The organism is Martinezella lusitana (genome assembly GCF_900094565.1).
GTDB lineage: Bacteria > Pseudomonadota > Alphaproteobacteria > Rhizobiales > Rhizobiaceae > Rhizobium > Rhizobium lusitanum.
In genome coordinates this window covers 14,924-31,979 of sequence record NZ_FMAF01000010.1, presented here as the reverse complement: position 1 = coordinate 31,979, position 17,056 = coordinate 14,924, and the positions used below count along the sequence as shown (strand labels likewise).

The 17,056-nt window shown below is 56.1% G+C and carries 15 protein-coding genes; 5 read left to right on the top strand and 10 right to left on the bottom strand.

What is annotated here, in order from left to right; translation table 11 throughout:
- Nucleotides 1-226: 226 nt before the first annotated feature.
- From GA0061101_RS20335 to GA0061101_RS20300, 8 genes are all read right to left on the bottom strand, one after another.
- Nucleotides 227-1,885 carry an FAD-dependent oxidoreductase gene (locus GA0061101_RS20335; RefSeq protein ID WP_092574639.1) on the bottom strand — a complete coding sequence of 553 codons (1,659 nt, stop codon included), beginning with the start codon at nt 1,883-1,885 and terminating at the stop codon, nt 227-229.
- 24 nt (nt 1,886-1,909) lie between these two features.
- Nucleotides 1,910-2,212: a UBP-type zinc finger domain-containing protein gene (locus tag GA0061101_RS20330; RefSeq protein WP_081938877.1), complete on the bottom strand. Its 303-nt coding sequence runs from the start codon at nt 2,210-2,212 to the stop codon at nt 1,910-1,912.
- Nucleotides 2,213-2,588: 376 nt separating this feature from the next.
- A complete protein-coding gene (locus GA0061101_RS41095; protein WP_092574637.1) occupies nt 2,589-3,068 on the bottom strand; it encodes a sigma factor-like helix-turn-helix DNA-binding protein in 480 nt (159 codons plus the stop codon).
- A 392-nt stretch (nt 3,069-3,460) separates the two neighbouring features.
- Nucleotides 3,461-3,874: a GlcG/HbpS family heme-binding protein gene (locus GA0061101_RS20320; protein ID WP_037201199.1), complete on the bottom strand. Its 414-nt coding sequence runs from the start codon at nt 3,872-3,874 to the stop codon at nt 3,461-3,463.
- Between the two features lie 187 nt (nt 3,875-4,061).
- A complete protein-coding gene (locus tag GA0061101_RS20315) occupies nt 4,062-4,781 on the bottom strand; it encodes a hypothetical protein (protein WP_037201200.1) in 720 nt (239 codons plus the stop codon).
- A gap of 26 nt (nt 4,782-4,807) precedes the next feature.
- Nucleotides 4,808-5,638, bottom strand: a complete 831-nt coding sequence (locus GA0061101_RS20310; RefSeq protein ID WP_092574635.1) for an alpha/beta fold hydrolase — start codon at nt 5,636-5,638, stop codon at nt 4,808-4,810.
- A gap of 379 nt (nt 5,639-6,017) precedes the next feature.
- Nucleotides 6,018-6,578: a TetR/AcrR family transcriptional regulator gene (locus tag GA0061101_RS20305; protein ID WP_245297517.1), complete on the bottom strand. Its 561-nt coding sequence runs from the start codon at nt 6,576-6,578 to the stop codon at nt 6,018-6,020.
- 142 nt (nt 6,579-6,720) lie between these two features.
- The gene (locus tag GA0061101_RS20300; RefSeq protein WP_092574633.1) at nt 6,721-8,133 is read right to left on the bottom strand and encodes an ATP-binding protein; all 1,413 of its coding nucleotides are present in this window, start codon (nt 8,131-8,133) and stop codon (nt 6,721-6,723) included.
- A 337-nt stretch (nt 8,134-8,470) separates the two neighbouring features.
- Here GA0061101_RS20300 and GA0061101_RS20295 point away from each other — a divergent pair, with 337 nt between their 5' ends.
- From GA0061101_RS20295 to GA0061101_RS20285, 3 genes are all read left to right on the top strand, one after another.
- Nucleotides 8,471-8,773: a hypothetical protein gene (locus tag GA0061101_RS20295; protein WP_037201205.1), complete on the top strand. Its 303-nt coding sequence runs from the start codon at nt 8,471-8,473 to the stop codon at nt 8,771-8,773.
- Nucleotides 8,774-8,871: 98 nt separating this feature from the next.
- Nucleotides 8,872-9,231: a response regulator gene (locus GA0061101_RS20290; protein WP_037201208.1), complete on the top strand. Its 360-nt coding sequence runs from the start codon at nt 8,872-8,874 to the stop codon at nt 9,229-9,231.
- A gap of 4 nt (nt 9,232-9,235) precedes the next feature.
- Nucleotides 9,236-9,643, top strand: a complete 408-nt coding sequence (locus GA0061101_RS20285; protein WP_245297516.1) for a nucleotidyltransferase family protein — start codon at nt 9,236-9,238, stop codon at nt 9,641-9,643.
- Between the two features lie 51 nt (nt 9,644-9,694).
- Here the strand turns inward: GA0061101_RS20285 and GA0061101_RS20280 are convergent, their stop codons facing one another.
- Entirely contained in the window at nt 9,695-10,357 is a 663-nt protein-coding gene (locus GA0061101_RS20280; protein ID WP_037201210.1) for a response regulator transcription factor, read from the bottom strand.
- A 210-nt stretch (nt 10,358-10,567) separates the two neighbouring features.
- On the opposite strand from GA0061101_RS20280, the gene GA0061101_RS20275 reads away from it, so the two are divergent.
- Entirely contained in the window at nt 10,568-13,141 is a 2,574-nt protein-coding gene (locus tag GA0061101_RS20275) for an MFS transporter (protein WP_245297515.1), read from the top strand.
- Between the two features lie 188 nt (nt 13,142-13,329).
- Nucleotides 13,330-14,088, top strand: coding sequence for an SDR family oxidoreductase (locus GA0061101_RS20270; RefSeq protein ID WP_092574631.1), 759 nt, complete (start codon nt 13,330-13,332; stop codon nt 14,086-14,088).
- Nucleotides 14,089-14,128: 40 nt separating this feature from the next.
- Here the strand turns inward: GA0061101_RS20270 and GA0061101_RS20265 are convergent, their stop codons facing one another.
- Entirely contained in the window at nt 14,129-16,885 is a 2,757-nt protein-coding gene (locus GA0061101_RS20265) for an ATP-binding protein (RefSeq protein WP_092574629.1), read from the bottom strand.
- Nucleotides 16,886-17,056: the final 171 nt, after the last annotated feature.

Sequence of the window (17,056 nt, the reverse complement as noted above, 5' to 3'; positions counted from 1 at the left end):
AAAAAAGGTCTCGAAGCTGCAGCACTGTTCTGCGAACTGTGCAACGGTCTTCTTAAAGTCAGAGCTGCGATCATGACGGTAGCGCACCGCGTAGCGTATATGCGTTAGTCGGGTTGCCAAGGCGCTTCGTGCCAAACGCCTTCATTAAGATCGATGAAGCGGGTGTGCGATCGCTATGCATTCGGTGACCAACGGCTTCAGACGTGATCCTGGCCAAGGGCGACGGTTAGGCGGATGCCCTTAGCGCAGCGTGGATCTGGGCAACCACCGCGGCACCCTCACCGACTGCCGCAGCCACACGTTTCGTGGAACCTGAACGAACATCTCCGATCGCGAATAGATTCCTTAGACTGGTTTCAAGAGATGATCGCATGTCAGCGTCGGAACCGCGGCTTGCGTCAGGGCCTGTCACAATGAAACCCGACCGATCCCGCTTCACATGCTCGACGAGCCACGCGGCATTGGGGTCTGCTCCGATAAATAGAAACATATGCCGCAGCTCGAGATCTCGCTTTTCACCCGTCGCGTTGTTCCTGACGACTGCTCCAGAAAGCTCAGAGCGGGTGTCGCCAGATACAGCGTCGATCTCGCAGCCCATATGGATTTCGACATTTGGTAGCTGCCCTATGCGGTCCACCAGATACTGAGACATTGTCTCTTCCAGGGGGCGGCGGGCAACGAGGTGCAGTTTCTTTACCTGCGGCGCGAGGTAGGCGACCGCCTGTCCTGCGGAATTGCCGCCGCCAACAAGCGCGATCTCTTCACCTTGGCAGAGGCGGGCTTCAACAGATGTGGCCCAGTAGGAAATCCCCGATCCCTCGAATTTATCAATGTCCGCGACGGCTGGTCGGCGGTACCGAGCACCTGACGCGATTACGACAGTTTTGGCCCGAACGGACCGACCGTCATCCAGTTCCAAGGAGTGATAACCATCCGATGCGGGCACAAATTTTCGAACTTCGATTGGCAGCGCGATCTCTGCACCAAACTTGAGGGCTTGGTTGAACGCTCTGCCAGCAAGAGCTTGTCCCGATATTCCCGTTGGAAAGCCAAGGTAGTTCTCGATTCGAGCCGACGCCCCGGCTTGGCCGCCAACAGCTCGTTCATCTAGCACTATCACTTTCAAGCCTTCGGAGGCGGCGTAGACCGATGTAGCCAATCCAGCGGGACCCGCCCCGACGACTGCGACGTCATACACAACGTCTGTGTTGATGTCCGGTGTGATCCCAAGGCAAAGAGCGGCTTCCTGATTGCTTGGATTGTTGAGCACATTGCCGCTAGGGCAAACCATGATAGGCAACTCGTTGGCCGAGATGCCAAGCTTTTTGACGAGGTCTCGACCACTCTCGTCTGCTGAGGCGTCGAGAACCAAGTGGGGATAGCCGCTGCGCGTAAGAAATCCCTGCAGACGAGTGATGGCGGGGCTCCCAGGGGTGCCAATTAGGATCGAACCAGCCCCTCCGTTGTCGATCAAAGCAACGCGACGAAGGATAAAGGCTCGCATCACCAATTCGCCAATGTCGGCTGAACCGATAACCAACGCCCGGAGGTGTGATCCGTCGTAGGGTAGCGCAATGCATCCCTCCGCACCCGCGACACCTCTCAACAATGAAGGTCGACCTGCCAGTTGACTGACCTCGCCTGTGAACTGGCCGGACGAATAGGTCACCACATTTAGTTCATGGGCAAGGCCGTCGTGGCGAAAGACGTCCAAGCTTCCTTCAAGCACGAGCCAGACCGGCGCGTCTTTTTCGCCGAAATCTACCACCATCTCACCTGCATAGAAGTGGCGAGGTTCTCCGCTGGCGAACCTGCGGGCGGATATCATCTGGCTAGCACTTAGGACTGGGAACATCTGTTCCGCGCGATTATTCGAAATTGCCATGAGAATGCTCCAGCCGGTCCGGCTTCAATAGAATTTGGGAATAGGTCCCGGATGTGGTGTCTGGTCGGGGAGTTCGACGATTGTCTCGTCGACAAAGCACCATCCCCAACCTTCGGGAGGATCGTAGCCCTCGATTATGGGGTGGCCGGTCTCCTGAAAATGCTTGGTAGCATGGTGACCGACGGAGTCATCGCAACATCCGACATGACCGCATTCCCGGCAGAGCCTGAGGTGTACCCAGCCTTGTCCAATCTCCAGGCATTCCTCGCAGCCCAATGTGCGAGGTTTCACTCTGTGTACGCTAGATCTATGGGTGCACGTACTCATCGGGAGCTCCATCCGATTGGCTGTTGTAAATGACCGGGGGATTGTACCGAAGTGCCTGCTTCTAGCAACGCGCGGGAGCTCCACCCGGCTAAGGCCCCGATAAAAATGCCTGCCACCACGCCAAGGACGAGCGCTGTCTGTCGCGGCAGTTGATATCCTGCGCTATGGAGTGCGGTGTTTAAGCTTGCGGGAACATCTTCAGTCCCGACGGGGCCAAGCGTTCGACGAAGGGCCTCGGCCTGACGTTCATAGGCGCCCACACGTTGAGCGGCGCTCAGATCGCCATGGAGATAGTTCTCGACTTCAGTCTTTTTCTCTGGAGCGAGACTGTGATCGATGAAGCATTGAAGGTCTGCTTCTGTGATTACCCGAATTGTCACTTCACCCTCCGCAGGTAAGGCCCTTTGATGAGCGTTTGCCGGAATGGGGCTTCGACAATGAGCCTGAGCTGCTCCCGCGCTTGCGGCAGCAAGCGTAGAAGCTCGCCCTCCGAAATATCTAAGACCTGCGCAGCCTCGCGATGAGGGAGCCGCTCTACCGAAGTCAGAAGTATCGAGCTTCGTTGGACCGGCGCCAGTTTTGACAAAGCGATCGCTGGTCCGATGAACTTTTGCCCATAGTTCTCAGAATGGTCAGCGGTCGGTGTTGGCGACGCTTGCCCATCCACCAGGCCACACATCAACCTAAGAGCACTGAGGCGTACATTTGAGTGCGCCATCCAGAGCCACCGAGCTCGCAATTTCTTAAGAGTGGTGAGCACGAGGACATCCGCTGCATCCACGTCCTGACAGTGGCCTCGTGCAAAACGCCTCAACGACGGAAGGTGTGGGAGGACCGCTTCGCTAAAGTTTTTCATAGGTTTTTCTCTAAGCGCCGGACGGGGTCAAATATTGGATGATTTCGCCGCCGCGTCGGTGATGCTTCAACTCTCGAAGCGCCTGAGCCGGGAGTCGGCAGGAGGCTTAGTCACAGGATCGGATTGTCAAAGAATTAGCCGCGCAATTGGATACACTCGTCTCATCAGCCGCCCGGGATCCGCCCTCCCGCTGGCCGCTGATCGTGAGGGCAAGGCCCTCACAGCGAATGCTCTCCAATCCGCATTCGCGTCGCGGCCCCTCCTTTTGAATCCCCTCATCAAAACGAGGGGCCGCAAAATCTTCGAATTCTTTTGCAGTTAGAAGCCGCGTCGATCTTCGGGAACCGGACATATCGGCTCCCTTGTCTCGTCTAGTCATTGGATTTCTTCTGCTAGTTTGGGGTTGGAAGAGCTTTCAGCGCGGCTTCAGCAACCGCGATATCCTCATCGATTGAGCCGCCGCTTACGCCAACGGCTCCTGCCACGTTCCCATCGAGAAGGATCGGGATGCCCCCACCAAGAATGACGTAAGTCCCGCCATTGACCGAGCTGACGGCGAATAGCGCTTGTCCTGGCTGGATCATCGGAACGAAGACGGCGGACGGGGCTCGGAACGCTCTTGCTGTCCGGGCTTTGCCGATCGCCAAGTCGAATGCTCCAGGCCAAGCCATGTCCATCCGCGCCATGGCGACCAGGTCTCCACCACCATCGAGAATGACGATTGTGGACTTAACGCCGATCTGTTTGGCCGCATGTTCGGCTTTTTCGATCATGGCTCTGGCGAGGGAGAGGTCGACGACACTCATGTTGTTATCCAGTGTGTTGAGGGATCGGGGCGCCACTGCGCCCAGCGGTGGCTGGGTGCAGTTAGCGCGATTGTCAGATCGGGTAGGGTGATGACTCGTGCGGCTTGTGACGAGCGGCCGATTGCAGGTCGAACACCGCGTGCGACCGTTGAGGGCGGGCGAGGGCGGTGCCTCGCCCGCCGGGCGATCAACTTAGTTTGATGTCAGAGAGATCGATGGAAACGACCAACGGCTCGGCCATCGATTGTCCATCAGGCTGGCGCGGAAAGATGCGGCGTACAGTCGGGAACTTGATCCCCTGAACTTCGGTATAGTCGCTGATGTAATGCGCACCGGGTGTGTTACCAGCGATCTCGACGTCGTAGTCGTGACGCTTCAGCAGACCGGATTCATCGATGTATAGCGTCTGGACGGTGCTGTGGGTCGCGATTTCTTTCGGGAACGTCACCTTCAGGCGCTTCCAGGTCTCGCCTTTCTCCGTCCAGTCACCGAGCTCTTCGGTTTCAACTCCCGGCGCCGCGAGCAGAAACGGCATATTGAGATAGGTCCACATGGCGATCCCGGCGAAGTAGGCAAGCTGCTCCTCAGACCAGGGTGTTTCCAAGGTGTGGCCAGCGAACGACGCGCGAGGGCTTTCGAGTTCGTCGACGATATTCCCGCCGTTGTCCTTGATGGTGACCTTGCCTGGTTCGAAGCGTGTGACTTTCGCCTCGGGACCCAGAGGGGAGTGCGATGCCCATTCATCGCCGAGACCGACGGTGACGTTCGTTTCATCAAGCTTTCCAGCCTGGCCCTTCAGTGTCCAAAGGGCGCCGCCTTGGACGAGGTGAGCGGACAGCTGAGAGAACTTTTTCCACTGATCGAGACCACCGTGGGCGTTGATAATCTTCTGTGCGAGTACGTTCATGGTATTTCTCCTTGTATGTGAAGCGATCAGGCGTCCAGGAATGTTTTTACGTGGGCGACGAAGGTCTCGGGGTACTGGAACAGCGCACCGTGGCCAGAGTCCGGATAGATGATCAGGGTGGCCGTGCTCATGTTCTTGAACATCTCGTACGCGTTGATCGACGGGAACATAGTGTCGTCGCTTCCGTGAACGATCAGAGCGGGCTGTTTGATTGCCTTCAGGGAGGCGTGGTCCGGGTCTTGCTCAGCGCACCAGCCGATAATTGAAGCGGCCTGAGGATTGCTGACGTCGTCGCCGCTGTCGGGGTCACGATCGTTCTTGCGGACGGTAGCACGGGCAACGAAGGCTCTCGCGGCTGCTTGGCTTGCGTCTGACGACGGGAAGAAGAGGGGGAGGCGCACATCAGGAGCATTCTTGGAAAACGCGTCCTCGACGACCTCCATGAGGTGCTCTTCCCCACCCTTTGGTGCGGTGCCAGCAAGGATGATTTTGCGGACCTTGACAGCGGAACGGGCGGCCATGATCTGCGCCAAGAAACCGCCGAGCGAGAAGCCAAGGAGATCGACTTCAACAAGGCCAAGTGCGTTGATGAAGTTCTCAGCGTCAGTCGCCATCTGAACGACGTTGTCGGGCGTCGTGCCGCCAGATGTCCCGACGCCAGCATTGTTGAAGATCACCACCGGGCGATCCGCTGCAAGTGAATTGGCAACGATGGGATCCCAAGCGTCCATTGTTCCGGTGAAGTGCTGCATAAAGACGAGCGGCACGCCGGTCTTCGGCCCAAGACGGCGATAGGCGAACCGTATGCCCCCAGCCTCGACGTATTCGGTAGGTGCTGTCTCTAATGTGACGGACATGCTGTATTCCTTCCTCTGTGATGCGGCTCGAGCCGTGTGTGTTTCCGAGGAGATACTGCCTGGCGGGTGCCAATCACGCGAGTTAAGGCATATTAAGTGATGTTAAGGTCGAAATACCCGGGAGCAGCCATTAAATTGCTGAACAAAGAGGAGGCGTTGGCACCTGGCTTGCGCATTCGAATCTATTCGAAAGAGGTGCCGAATTTTCTCGGCGAGGCTGTCCAGATGACGCTTATTGAGTTTTGACCTTGCAAATTATCGTGCGCCAGCGCTTCAAGCTGCTGCCGGACGCAGCCTATATTGCAAAGAACGACTTTCCTTTGCCCACCAGGACGGCTCCACCGATGAGCAAGCTACCGTTTAACATTTTGGGGCGATTCTAGGGTTGATGTGGACCCACATTGCTGAGCAATACAAAGGCCATTTTGAAGAAGTCATCCAGCGGACCACGGTCGCCGGTTAGCTTCGTGCGAAGTTCACAACCTTCCCAGCTGCTCACCAAAAATCGAGCGAGTTCACTCGCCTCGATATCGGAACGAACTTGTCCGATTTCTTGTGCTGCTTTCACGGCTGCTGCCAAGCTCTGTGTCCATCTGTCAAGATCCGAACGCAGAGCCGCTTGTAAAGCAGGAACCGCCGTCGAACTCTCAGCGGTTAGATTGGCAATCAAGCAACCACGGTCAAAACCGTATTGCTGATGACGCGCCAGGCAAAGTTCGAAGTGGCATCGGATCCGATCTAAGGGTGCGAGGTTGGCGTCAAAGAGAATTTCCCGGTGAGAGGAAGCCGCGTATTGTTCCAACACCGCGATCGCCAACTCTTCCTTCGATTGGAAATGGTTATAGAAGCTCCCCTTTGGAACTCCCGCGGTGTCAGAAATTTCTTGGACACCACAACCATCATATCCAAGCGCGTGAAAGCGCTCCAGACCAGCCGCCAAGATCCGTTCCCTCACAGACGTTGCCAATTGTCGTCTCCCTTTTCAAAAGGGGATACGGACGCAGCCGTCAGCCTTCAAGCCCCGCGAGCAAATAGTAGCTGAAAATTGAGGGGTGCAGGTTCATGAATCTGAGCCGATTGAATCAGCTGGGCCTTGGCCCTGAGCCTATTTCAGACGTTGGATGCGGGCTGCGGCCAGGCATTCCCGGCATTCCGAAGTTGTCACGATCTTGCTTCGCGACTAATTCGGCGGCGAATTGTGCCGATGCCTCAGAGAGAAACCAGGCATGAGATCCAGAAGAAAACTTCAGCAGCGACTTCGAAATCAACCCTTCCATCGCCTCATCACCGATGCGGAGACGGCGCGGTTCAGTCGCCTCAGTACCCGCAAGCGCGCAAAACGCGTCCCGTTCTTCTGAAGTCAAAGACCTATAGCTCCAGTCCAAATTCGCACGTAATGACTTGTGTCTCTCGGGCGCAGTCCGGCGGCCAAAGCGAAGAACTGCCAGAGGCTCATGTAGTGCTGCGTCAAGACCAGAAATGCCAAGGTCCCTTACGCGGTGCGCTGCGAGTTCGAGCGCAAGTGGAAGGCCATCCAATCGACGGACAATATTGGCAGCAAGCTTAGTTGTCCGTGGGTCAGCAGTATTGATCTCAGCGCCCGCAGCCAAGGCTTCTTCTAGAAAGTAAGTGAGGGCGGGAGAGACTTCCAAGCATTCCGTGTCGTCATTTCCCGGGAGGTCGAGTCCGGCTAGGTACCTGACGCGTTCGCCAAGGCTGCGTAGTGGTTCGCGACTGGTCGCGAGAACCATGGCGGAGGCGGTGCTGGCGACAAACGCTTCGGCGAACGTCGCGACGTCGTCCACGATGTTTTCGCAGCCATCCAGAATAAGCATGATGTCGTCATCGCGTACCGCATCAGCGATTCTCGCGACCGTCAATGTGGTGCGCGAGTACTGCAGTAGCGCCCTTCCTACAGCCGAGAGTAAGCCTGCTTGGTCGCGAGCCTCAGTTAGGTCGATAAGGAACACCTTCTTTTTCAGTCGCAGGAGGTTCCCAATCGCGATGGCAACCGCAGTCTTTCCAGACCCTCCGGGGCCGACGATGGTCGCCAAACGGTGAGGCTCACGTGCCCACCGGGCCAAAACTGCATCGCGACCGACCAAAGGTCGGCTTGGCCAGGGCAGTTTGCCCTCCTGAGCCTGTTGCACCGGTGTGTCCAAAGGAGGCTTGCGCGTCACAGAGGCGGCAAAAACGTAACCCTTCCCCGCGACGTTTCGGATGATCCCCGTGGCGCCCTTGTCGTCGAAGGCCTTTCTAAGGGCGACAAGGTGAACGCGCAGCGCTCCCTCGTCGACATTAGTGCTGCCCCATACCGACTTGATGATCTCGTTTTTCGTTATGATCTCGCCCGGGCGGCTCGCAAGCGAAGCGAAGATATCGAACGCCCGTGGCCCCAAGCGCACGCGCTCTCCCAGATGGGTGAGCTGTCGTGCTTGGAGGTCGAATGCGAATTCGCCGAAAGACGAGCTGTTCATTGTGTTCTCCCAGGTCATTGTCGATCTGCGACCGTTTCAAAATGGCGATCACGGTACCGGTGATGACGTCAGAGGCTACCCGATGACAGGGATGGTTCAATCGCAACCAAGGTGCAGTCATCCTATACGCCGGTATAGGTCGGCGTCGCTGCGGAGCCCACGCAACGGGAGGTTTCTGCCGCGGGTATGAGAATTCTGTTCTGAACGAGGGCGGGGACGTGAGGACGCAGACCCCACGATCAGCTTTCATCAGCCCATACAATGGTTTGGGGTGTCGAAACCACTGTTCAATCGAAAGCCGGACTGGAACAGGGCATCTTTGGCTCATTCACAAATCAGCCCAAGGAATTTTATTATGAATGTCTATCTCGGGACCATCGCTCGCTCTTCTGGCACCATAAAAGTTGCAGCATACCAAAGCGGCTTGGCTTTTACTAAGCCCTCCGAGACCGCATACGAGCGCAGCCCTATTCATTGTCCAGACCTCACCGACGAGATCGTCTTTCAGGGCATTCTATCCCCGTTCCAGAGAAGCAAGATCATGCGGGCCGGAAGCCGTTCTCGCAACAATGACGGTTACGAAGTGACTGGTGCAACTGTCATACATCAGCGTCCGCGCGAGTGGATCGTATCCGTTGGCGGGAATACGCTTCATTAGCCATACATGAAATACAAACCATCGTATGATTTCGGAGAGCTCGGAAAAGCCCTACGTTCGCCGCAACGCTGCATCGGCAGCCATGAAAGGAAAACTCAGTGTCTGCCGTTAAGAAATCCGTAGCGATCGTCGATGACGACGAGGTGCTCCTTGAGGCAACAAGCGGCTTCCTGGAGGCAATGGGTTACGAGCCGTTGCCGTTCCCGTCAGGTGAGGCATTCCTGAACTTCGATCAAAAAGAGGGTCTCACCTTGCTCCTGTCAGACATCAACATGCCTGGAATGAGCGGTTTCGAACTTTTGGACATTGTTCGAAAAAAGCACCCCGAGATGCGAATCGTGATGATGACGGCCCTGAAGGACGAAAACATCATCCGGAAGGCGCTTGCGGGTGGAGCGCAAGCTCTACTGCAAAAGCCGATCCTCGCAGATGACCTCGTCAAGTGCATCGAAGGCTGAAGGCGTGAGCATTGCGCTGACGTTTCTGAAACTACCTTCGGTCGCGGCTGTCCTGCTCGCCGCTGGAACGGCCAGCAGAATGGGCGAGGGCGGAAAGGACAAGCTCCAAGCAGAGTTTGACAATGTTCCCCTCGTTCGCCGCTCAGCAATTGCGGCGTTTGGGAGCGGCGCCAGCTCAGTTGTTGCTGTAGTGGGTCATCGGCACAACGAAATCTCTGCCACCTTATCAGGCATCCCAGTTAAGCCTGTCTACAACCCACATTACGGTAGCGGCATGGCGTCATCACTGATCGCCGGATTTTCGGCCTCTGTGACGGAATTGAAAGGCGATATCGGCGCCCGTCAGAACATTGAGAGGTCTGGCGTCCGATCATCGAAGTTGAGATCTGCGCCGCAGCCAGCCTCGACGTGAGCACTGTAGAAGATCTTATCACAGCCAGGCGGAAAACCCACACGATAGCCGCTAACCGGCGCTGGCGGTTTGAAGGCTGTCTACCTTACGAATCAGATCGGCGATTGAGGTGGCTTTCATCTTCCGCATGACGTTTCCACGGTGAATCTTGACCGTGATCTCGCTAAGTCCCAGCTCGTGAGCGATCTGCTTGTTTAGAAGGCCCGTGGCGACGGCCGCCATCACCTGCTTTTCGCGAGGGGTGAGCGTTGCGGCCAAGGCGGCAACTTCAGAGTTCGCCGAAATCTCCGAGCGTCGGGCCCGGTCCTTCTCAATGGCAATCGCCACAGCGTCCAGCATTTCTTGGTCACGAAAGGGCTTGGTCAGGAAGTCGACTGCACCAGCCTTCATTGCCCTGACGCTCATCGGGATGTCCCCATATCCTGTCATGAATATGATCGGCAGCTGATTTCCCAATGCATTGAGCTTGGTTTGCAGATCGAGCCCACTTAGGCCCGGCAACCTGACGTCGAGGACAAGGCAGCCTGGGCGGTCAGGAAGTGCTTCTGCCAGTAGTTCCGCAGTTGAAGCAAAGCCAAGGGTCTCAATTCCCACAGATTGCAGGATCTCTCGGAGACCTTCTCGCATACCATGGTCATCATCGACGACGACAACCAACGCGGCGGAATTATCGGTCGGGCTAACCGCCGCCGATTTGAATGGGCGCGTCGTCATTGGTTAAACCCTTCAAGAAGCTTTTGTATCCTACTCGACACATAGCTTTTGCGCATCGAACCCGTCAATATGAATGGCCGCCGACCGTAGCGAGCCAACCCCATATATTGGTATTGGATTTGAGGGTCCAACATTGACTGCGAAAAATCATGAGCTTACGGGAACCAATGATGCATTTTGCTGATAACTCCAGGAGCGGCTTGCAATTTTATGATCGATAGCGCGATTTTGACGCCCGCGAGGAGCTTCCATCCGAGCATTGACCGGCCAATGACGGTCCGGATCTTGCTGTCCAGCCTCATCGGGACTTCTGTAGAATTTTACGACTTCTACATATACGCCACAGCTGCCAGCTTGATTTTCGGTCCGCTGTTTTTCCCAGCTTCGGTCAGCTCTTTGGAGCTAATAGGCGCTTATGCGAGCTTCGGCATCGCCTTTATTGCCCGCCCGCTCGGCGGAGCTGTTTTCGGACATTTCGGCGATCGGGTCGGCCGCAAGACGACCTTGATGGCATCGCTGCTCATGATGGGGATCTCCACAGCGGCGATCGGCATGTTGCCGACTTATGCAGTGGTTGGTTGGCTGGCTCCTCTTCTTCTATGCGTGCTTCGATTCGGACAGGGCCTGGCACTCGGCGGCGAGTGGACAGGCGCTGTTTTGCTTTCGCTGGAGAACGCGCCTCCTGGTTGGAAGGCTCGATTCGCTATGTTTGCGCCGCTCGGTGCACCTATCGGCTTCGTTCTAGCCAATGGATTATTTCTGTGCCTAACGCTTGCTCTATCACCAGAGCAGTTTGTGGACTGGGGATGGCGGGTACCCTTCCTTGCAAGTGCTCCTCTGGTCGGAATGGGGCTTTGGGTCCGGTTCAATCTCGTAGAGACGCCGGAATTCCAGGAGGCAATGGCCGAGGCGCAGCCAGCAAACGTGCCATTGGTCGAGGTCCTTCGCGACCACATGGGCGCCGTCGTTGCTGGCGTTTTCGGCGTCGTCGCATGCTTTTCGCTGTATTACACCGTAACAGCCTTCGCGCTTGGCTACGGAACATCCACACTCGGCTACTCTCGACCAACCTTCCTGATGGTCGAGCTGGGCGCGATTGGTTTCATGGCCGTCGCCATCGTGCTCGCTTGTTGGCTTTCAGATCGCATGGAGCCTGAGCGTGTTCTTATCTACGGCTGCTTCGGAACGATAGTCTCGGGTATTGCCTTGTCTCCAATGCTTGGCAGCGGATCGCTTTTCGTCATTTTCTTGTTTCTCGCCTTCTCCCTGTTCTCGATGGGCTTCGTAAATGGACCGTTGGGAGCTTGGCTTCCAGGTCTCTTTCCCGCACGGGTTCGGTACACTGGAACGTCGATCGCCTTTAACATTGGTGGCATTATCGGCGGTGCTTTCTCGCCAGTGGCGGCCCAGGCACTCGCTGGTTACAGCGGCCTCGTAGCTGTTGGATTTTATCTCGCCATCACCGGCGGAATGAGCTGGGTTGCGTTCGATGCCAGTGCAAGACGTCGTACTCTTGGCGCGCTCGCGCAGAGTGAAAAGCGCTACCGTTCGATCTTTGAACAGTCGCACGTCTCGCTATGTGAGGTTGATCTCGCCGAACTATATCAACGCATCGAAAAAATGCGCAATGATAGGTTCGATATCTCTGCACTTCTCGCGTCGGACCCTGGCTTTGGCAATGAATGCTCACAGCTGGTGCGCTTTGTGGACGTTAACGAAGCAACGGTCCCACTACTCGGCTGCGCGTCCCGAAACGACGTTCTGGGATCAATTGACCGTTTCCTACCGCCTCGCAATGATCTCGCTGTTTCAATCACTACGGCGATGTCGAACCAGGTTCATAATCTGGAGATCGAAACCAAGCTTTTGCGCCTCGACGGTCGTGAAGTTATCGTGCTTTTTTATATCGCTTTTCCAGACGATGCCGCGGCATATGACCGTGTCGCCTGCGCCATGATCGATGTGACCCAACGCGAACAGGCGAAGGAAGCATTGCTGGTTGCTCAAGGCGAACTCGCGCGCGCGAGCCGTGTTGCAACTGTCGGCGCAATTTCGGCATCGATTGCCCATGAGGTCAATCAGCCGATCGGCGCGGTTGTCATGTTCGCCCAAGCGTGCGTTCGTTGGCTTCAAACGAGCCCGCCCGATCTAGCGGCAGCGACCAAGGCCGCGGAAAGAGCTGTTGAACACAGCGTCAGGGCTAGCCAGATTATCCAGAGAACTCGCGAGAGGCTGAAGGGTGGCGGCAAGCGGCCTGAGATCCTGGATCTGGGCGAACTCGTCATGGATGTCGTGGGCTTACTCGAGAGGGAAACAACCAACAGCGGGACGACGGTTCGGATTGATTTCGCGAGGAGCGGCGCCGTGGTCGCCGATAAGGTCGAGCTACAGCAGGTCATCGCAAATCTGATCACGAACGGCCTTCACGCAATGAAGGATGTGCCTGACGCATCGCGTGAGATCACCCTGCAAATCCATGGCGATGACTCAGAGCTTTTAAAGGTATCGGTAAGGGATCACGGCACAGGCATAGATGAAGCTAATATTTCGAAGTTGTTCACTCCGTTCTTCACGACGAAGGGTGATGGAATGGGGATGGGCCTCGCGATCTGCAAGACGATCGTTGAGGCTCATGGTGGGTCGTTATCTGCTAGGAACCACGGCGAAGGCGGCGCGATATTCGAAATCGTCCTTCCAATCGCAACCTCAGCCGACCCTGCCCCGGCTTCCGAAATTGTGCACGTTCCCGCTCAATCGAGCGCTAAGGACACTAATATCTCTTAGCAAGCCTTAACTCGCAATTTCGCGCCCGTTGCTCGATCTTGATGTTGTCGAGCCAACACGGATTGCAGCGACGGCGTACGGGCCAGCAAACCTAAGCGCCTTTTCTCCGCCAGATTGGTCGATCGCAACGCTGCGCCGGTCCTGAATAGGGTCTGGCAGTATCGCTCAATTTTCCAAGGAGACTAGCAATGAACCTTAAGGGAAACACGATTTTCATCACTGGTGGCGGTTCCGGCATCGGTCGCGGCCTCGCTGAAGCGTTCCACAAGCGAGGGAACCAGGTGATCATTTCAGGGCGCCGAAAGTCATATCTCGATGACGTCATCAACGCCAATCCCGGGATGGCGGCTTACGAGCTGGACATAACCGATGTCGAAAGCATCAACTTGGTGACAAAGCGCGTTGTTGCGGACTACCCAGACCTCAACGTCCTGGTCAACAATGCCGGCATCATGCCGTTTGATGACGCCGCGCGTCCGATCGAGGAAACTGTTCTCGAAAGCATCGTAAACACCAACCTTCTCGGTCCAATCCGGATGACGTCTGCACTCGTCGAGCATCTCAAGACTAAGGCAGACGCCGTGATCATCAACAACACGTCGGTGCTCGCCTACGTGCCGATCGCCTACAATGCCGTTTACTCCTCCACGAAGGCAGCATTGCACTCCTATTCGCTATCGCTGCGTTTTGCACTTCGCGAGACGTCTGTCTCGGTGCAGGAAATCGCTCCACCGTGGGTTGATACCGATCTGATCAAGAAGAGTGGCGATCCTCGGGCGATGCCGCTGGAAGCTTTCATCAACGAGACGATGGCGAAGCTTGCGAGCGAGTCGCCCGAAATTGTCGTCGACATGATCAAACCGCTGCGCGACAACCCCGGTTCCGGCGAACACGTTTTCTTCACGCAGTTCAACCAAAGCCTGATCGACAATCCGATTCCGCGCTAAGCCTGATCGTCCTGTTTCTGGCGGGCGGTCGCCCCGTCCGTCAGAGATCACCGACGTCGAGAATCTCCCGTGCCTTCGCAATATCGGCGGTCAAATAGGCTCCGTCGACTTTATCGAGAGTGCTCTTGATCATGTTACGCGCCGTGATCTCCTGATTAGGCCCCGCCAGTTCATAGGCTGTATTGGCCGCCCTAAGTTCCCAGAAGGGGGCTTCCATCCGACGCGCTTCATCCAGGGCAGCTTCGATCAGCGACTGGGCTTGAATTGGGTCCGACTCGTTTAATACCTTGGCCTTTATCCGCAGTAGTTCTGGACGGCACCAGCCGCCTTCTCCTTTTATGCCTCGATCCAAGGCCTCTAACGGCGCCCGAACGCCCGCCAGGACGAGCAGGTATTCCAACCTCATTCCGACGGCCGAATGGAAAATTTCTTCGGTCGCTTGCTGTTGAATGCCATCGGAGATAAAGGACCGATAGGCAGCCACCCATAGCGACCATCTGTGGAGGTCATGCTTTTTGGTGAGTGTCTCCGCGATATCTAGATACTCACCCGCTCGCTTGTGATCGCCAGACAAGAAAGCGATCGGCGATGCCGTCAAAAACAAGAGCAAACACGTTGATATCGAGTAATCGAGAGCACGGGCCTCTTCCAAAGCGGAGTCGAGTTCTCCAAATGCTTCAGACGTGTCACCCTGCAAGAATTTCACGAAAATGAGTACCGCTCGGGAAATGATGCGCTGATCGAAACCGACACCAGCGTTTAAGGTCCGTCGCAGAGACCCTTCAGCATCCCGAAGAGATCCTTTCACATGTTCAGAGGCTAGCTTGAGGTTGCCATGGAAGAAGTATCCGTGTTCAAGCATCCGGCTGAAAGATCCCAATGACATCTGGGGAAAACGAACTCCAAGTTTTAGCGCCATATCAATAGCTTCAGCATATCGCGCGTTTGAAACCCAAATGGAGGCTCGGCCCGCCGTAGCTCTTATGAAGGTGGGCATGTCGCCCAGCGATTCCGCAATCTCGGCACTGCGATCGAATTCCTCCAAGGCTTCAGGGTCGGCAGGGTAGCCTCGGACGTGGAATAACGCTCCACCCCTCGATATCCGAAGCTCCATTTCGATGCGCGTCCCGACGTGCTGGGAACCTGGAAGTCTGGCCAAGGCTTGCTCGACCACCTTCGATTGTTCGTTCATGAGGCCGAGTTGCGCCCAGAGAACCGTTGACTTCGCCGAGAGACGGATCGCGAAATCGGCGTCGCGTTCATTGTTGAAACTCCACTGTATCGCAGCTCGGACGTCATTAATCAGAGATGAGTAGCGTAGCATCCACTGCGGAGTGGCCAGAACCGTCCAATCGGCTTCCGCGCTTTGCAGCTCCTTCTCACAATAGACAGCGTGCGCGGCTCTGATCGCATCCGACTGACCGCTCTTATCCAGCTTCTCAAGACCATAACGCCTGGTCGTTTCGAGAAGTCGATAGCTTCCGTCTCCGGCGCTCACCGATAGAAAAGACTTCAGGAATAGACCGTCAAAAGCCTCGTAGAAATCGTCCTCGGAGAGACTGCTTCCGCTAACAGAGAAAGCTGCATCCGACGAGAATGAACCGGCAAACACGGCAACGTATTCGAAAAGCGTTTTCTCTGTAGGGGTCAGGCTATCGAAGCTCCAGTCCAGCGTGGCTCGCAGGGTCTGTTGGCGGGGTGGGGCGGTACGGCGCCCCCGTCGCAACACGGTCAGCGGGTCATCCAGGGAGTTAGCAAGATTGACAAGGCCAAGATGAGCGACGCGGGAAGCTGCAAATTCAATCGCCAGCGGAATTCCATCGAGCCGCCTGACGATTGACGCAACGGTTTCAAAATCCTCAGGCCGATCAAAACTTTCGAAGTCAGATGAGAGCATCACCCTGTCGATAAAGAGTTCCATCGCTGAAAACGAGGACCAATCAGCGTTGGTAGCGTCTTCCGGCGGAATGACCAGCGATGGCAGTTGCCGGATCCTTTCGCCTGAAACGCGCAGAGGTTCACGGCTGGTAGCCAAGATGGAAACGTTAGGCGTAGCAGTCAGAATGTCCTCGGTCGAAGACGCGGCCTCGAGAATCAGGTGCTCGCAATTGTCGAACACAAGCAGAACATTGCTATCTTCCAATGCCCGCAAGACGCCGGGCTCGGCGTCGTCCGAAAACACTGTGACTCCAAGCAGCGAAGCAAGTGTCGGCATGATGAGCCGCCCGTCAGTGAGCGCAGCAAGATCTACAAACAGGACTGGCCGTGACTCGCTCAGGATCTCGCCAACAGCGAGAGCCACCGACGTTTTTCCAATTCCTCCAGCACCAGCGATCGTGACGAGGCGGTTCGAGGCCACAAGTCGTGCGGTCTCCTCAACAAAGGTCTCCCGGCCTATCAAACGTCCTGCAAGACGAGGTAGATTGCTTGAGATGTTCGCTTTTGGAACCGCAACCGGCTGCACATCACTGCTGCTCTCGCCATCTTCAACAGTTTGGACCGGCATGACAAAGGCGTAGCCACGTCCAGGGATATTTTCGATATATCGCCCGGCCTCTCTATCCCCCAACAACTTTCGAAGCGTCACCATATGGACGCGCAGAGCGCCTTCGTCGACGGTCGTAGTCGTCCAAACGGCTTTGATCAGTTCATCTTTACTGATGATCTGCCCAGCTCGCGCAACTAAAACGGCCAAAATGTCGAAAGCACGGCCACCGATGTTAAGGATTTTCCCCGACTCGGAGAGACTACGATGAGCGATATCGAGTTCGAAACGACCAAATCTCAGCACAGTCATTAGTCGCTGGACCTGATCGGCCGAGTAAACACAAGAACACGGTCGTTTTTACCAGTGGCTGAAGCTGAAAGGTCCAACGCTCGTACGGATGCCACTCTCATGCTCAGCCCATTCTTGATATCAGAATGGTCTATAAACCAACTGGTTCATGGGTTCAATAACCCTCAGCGT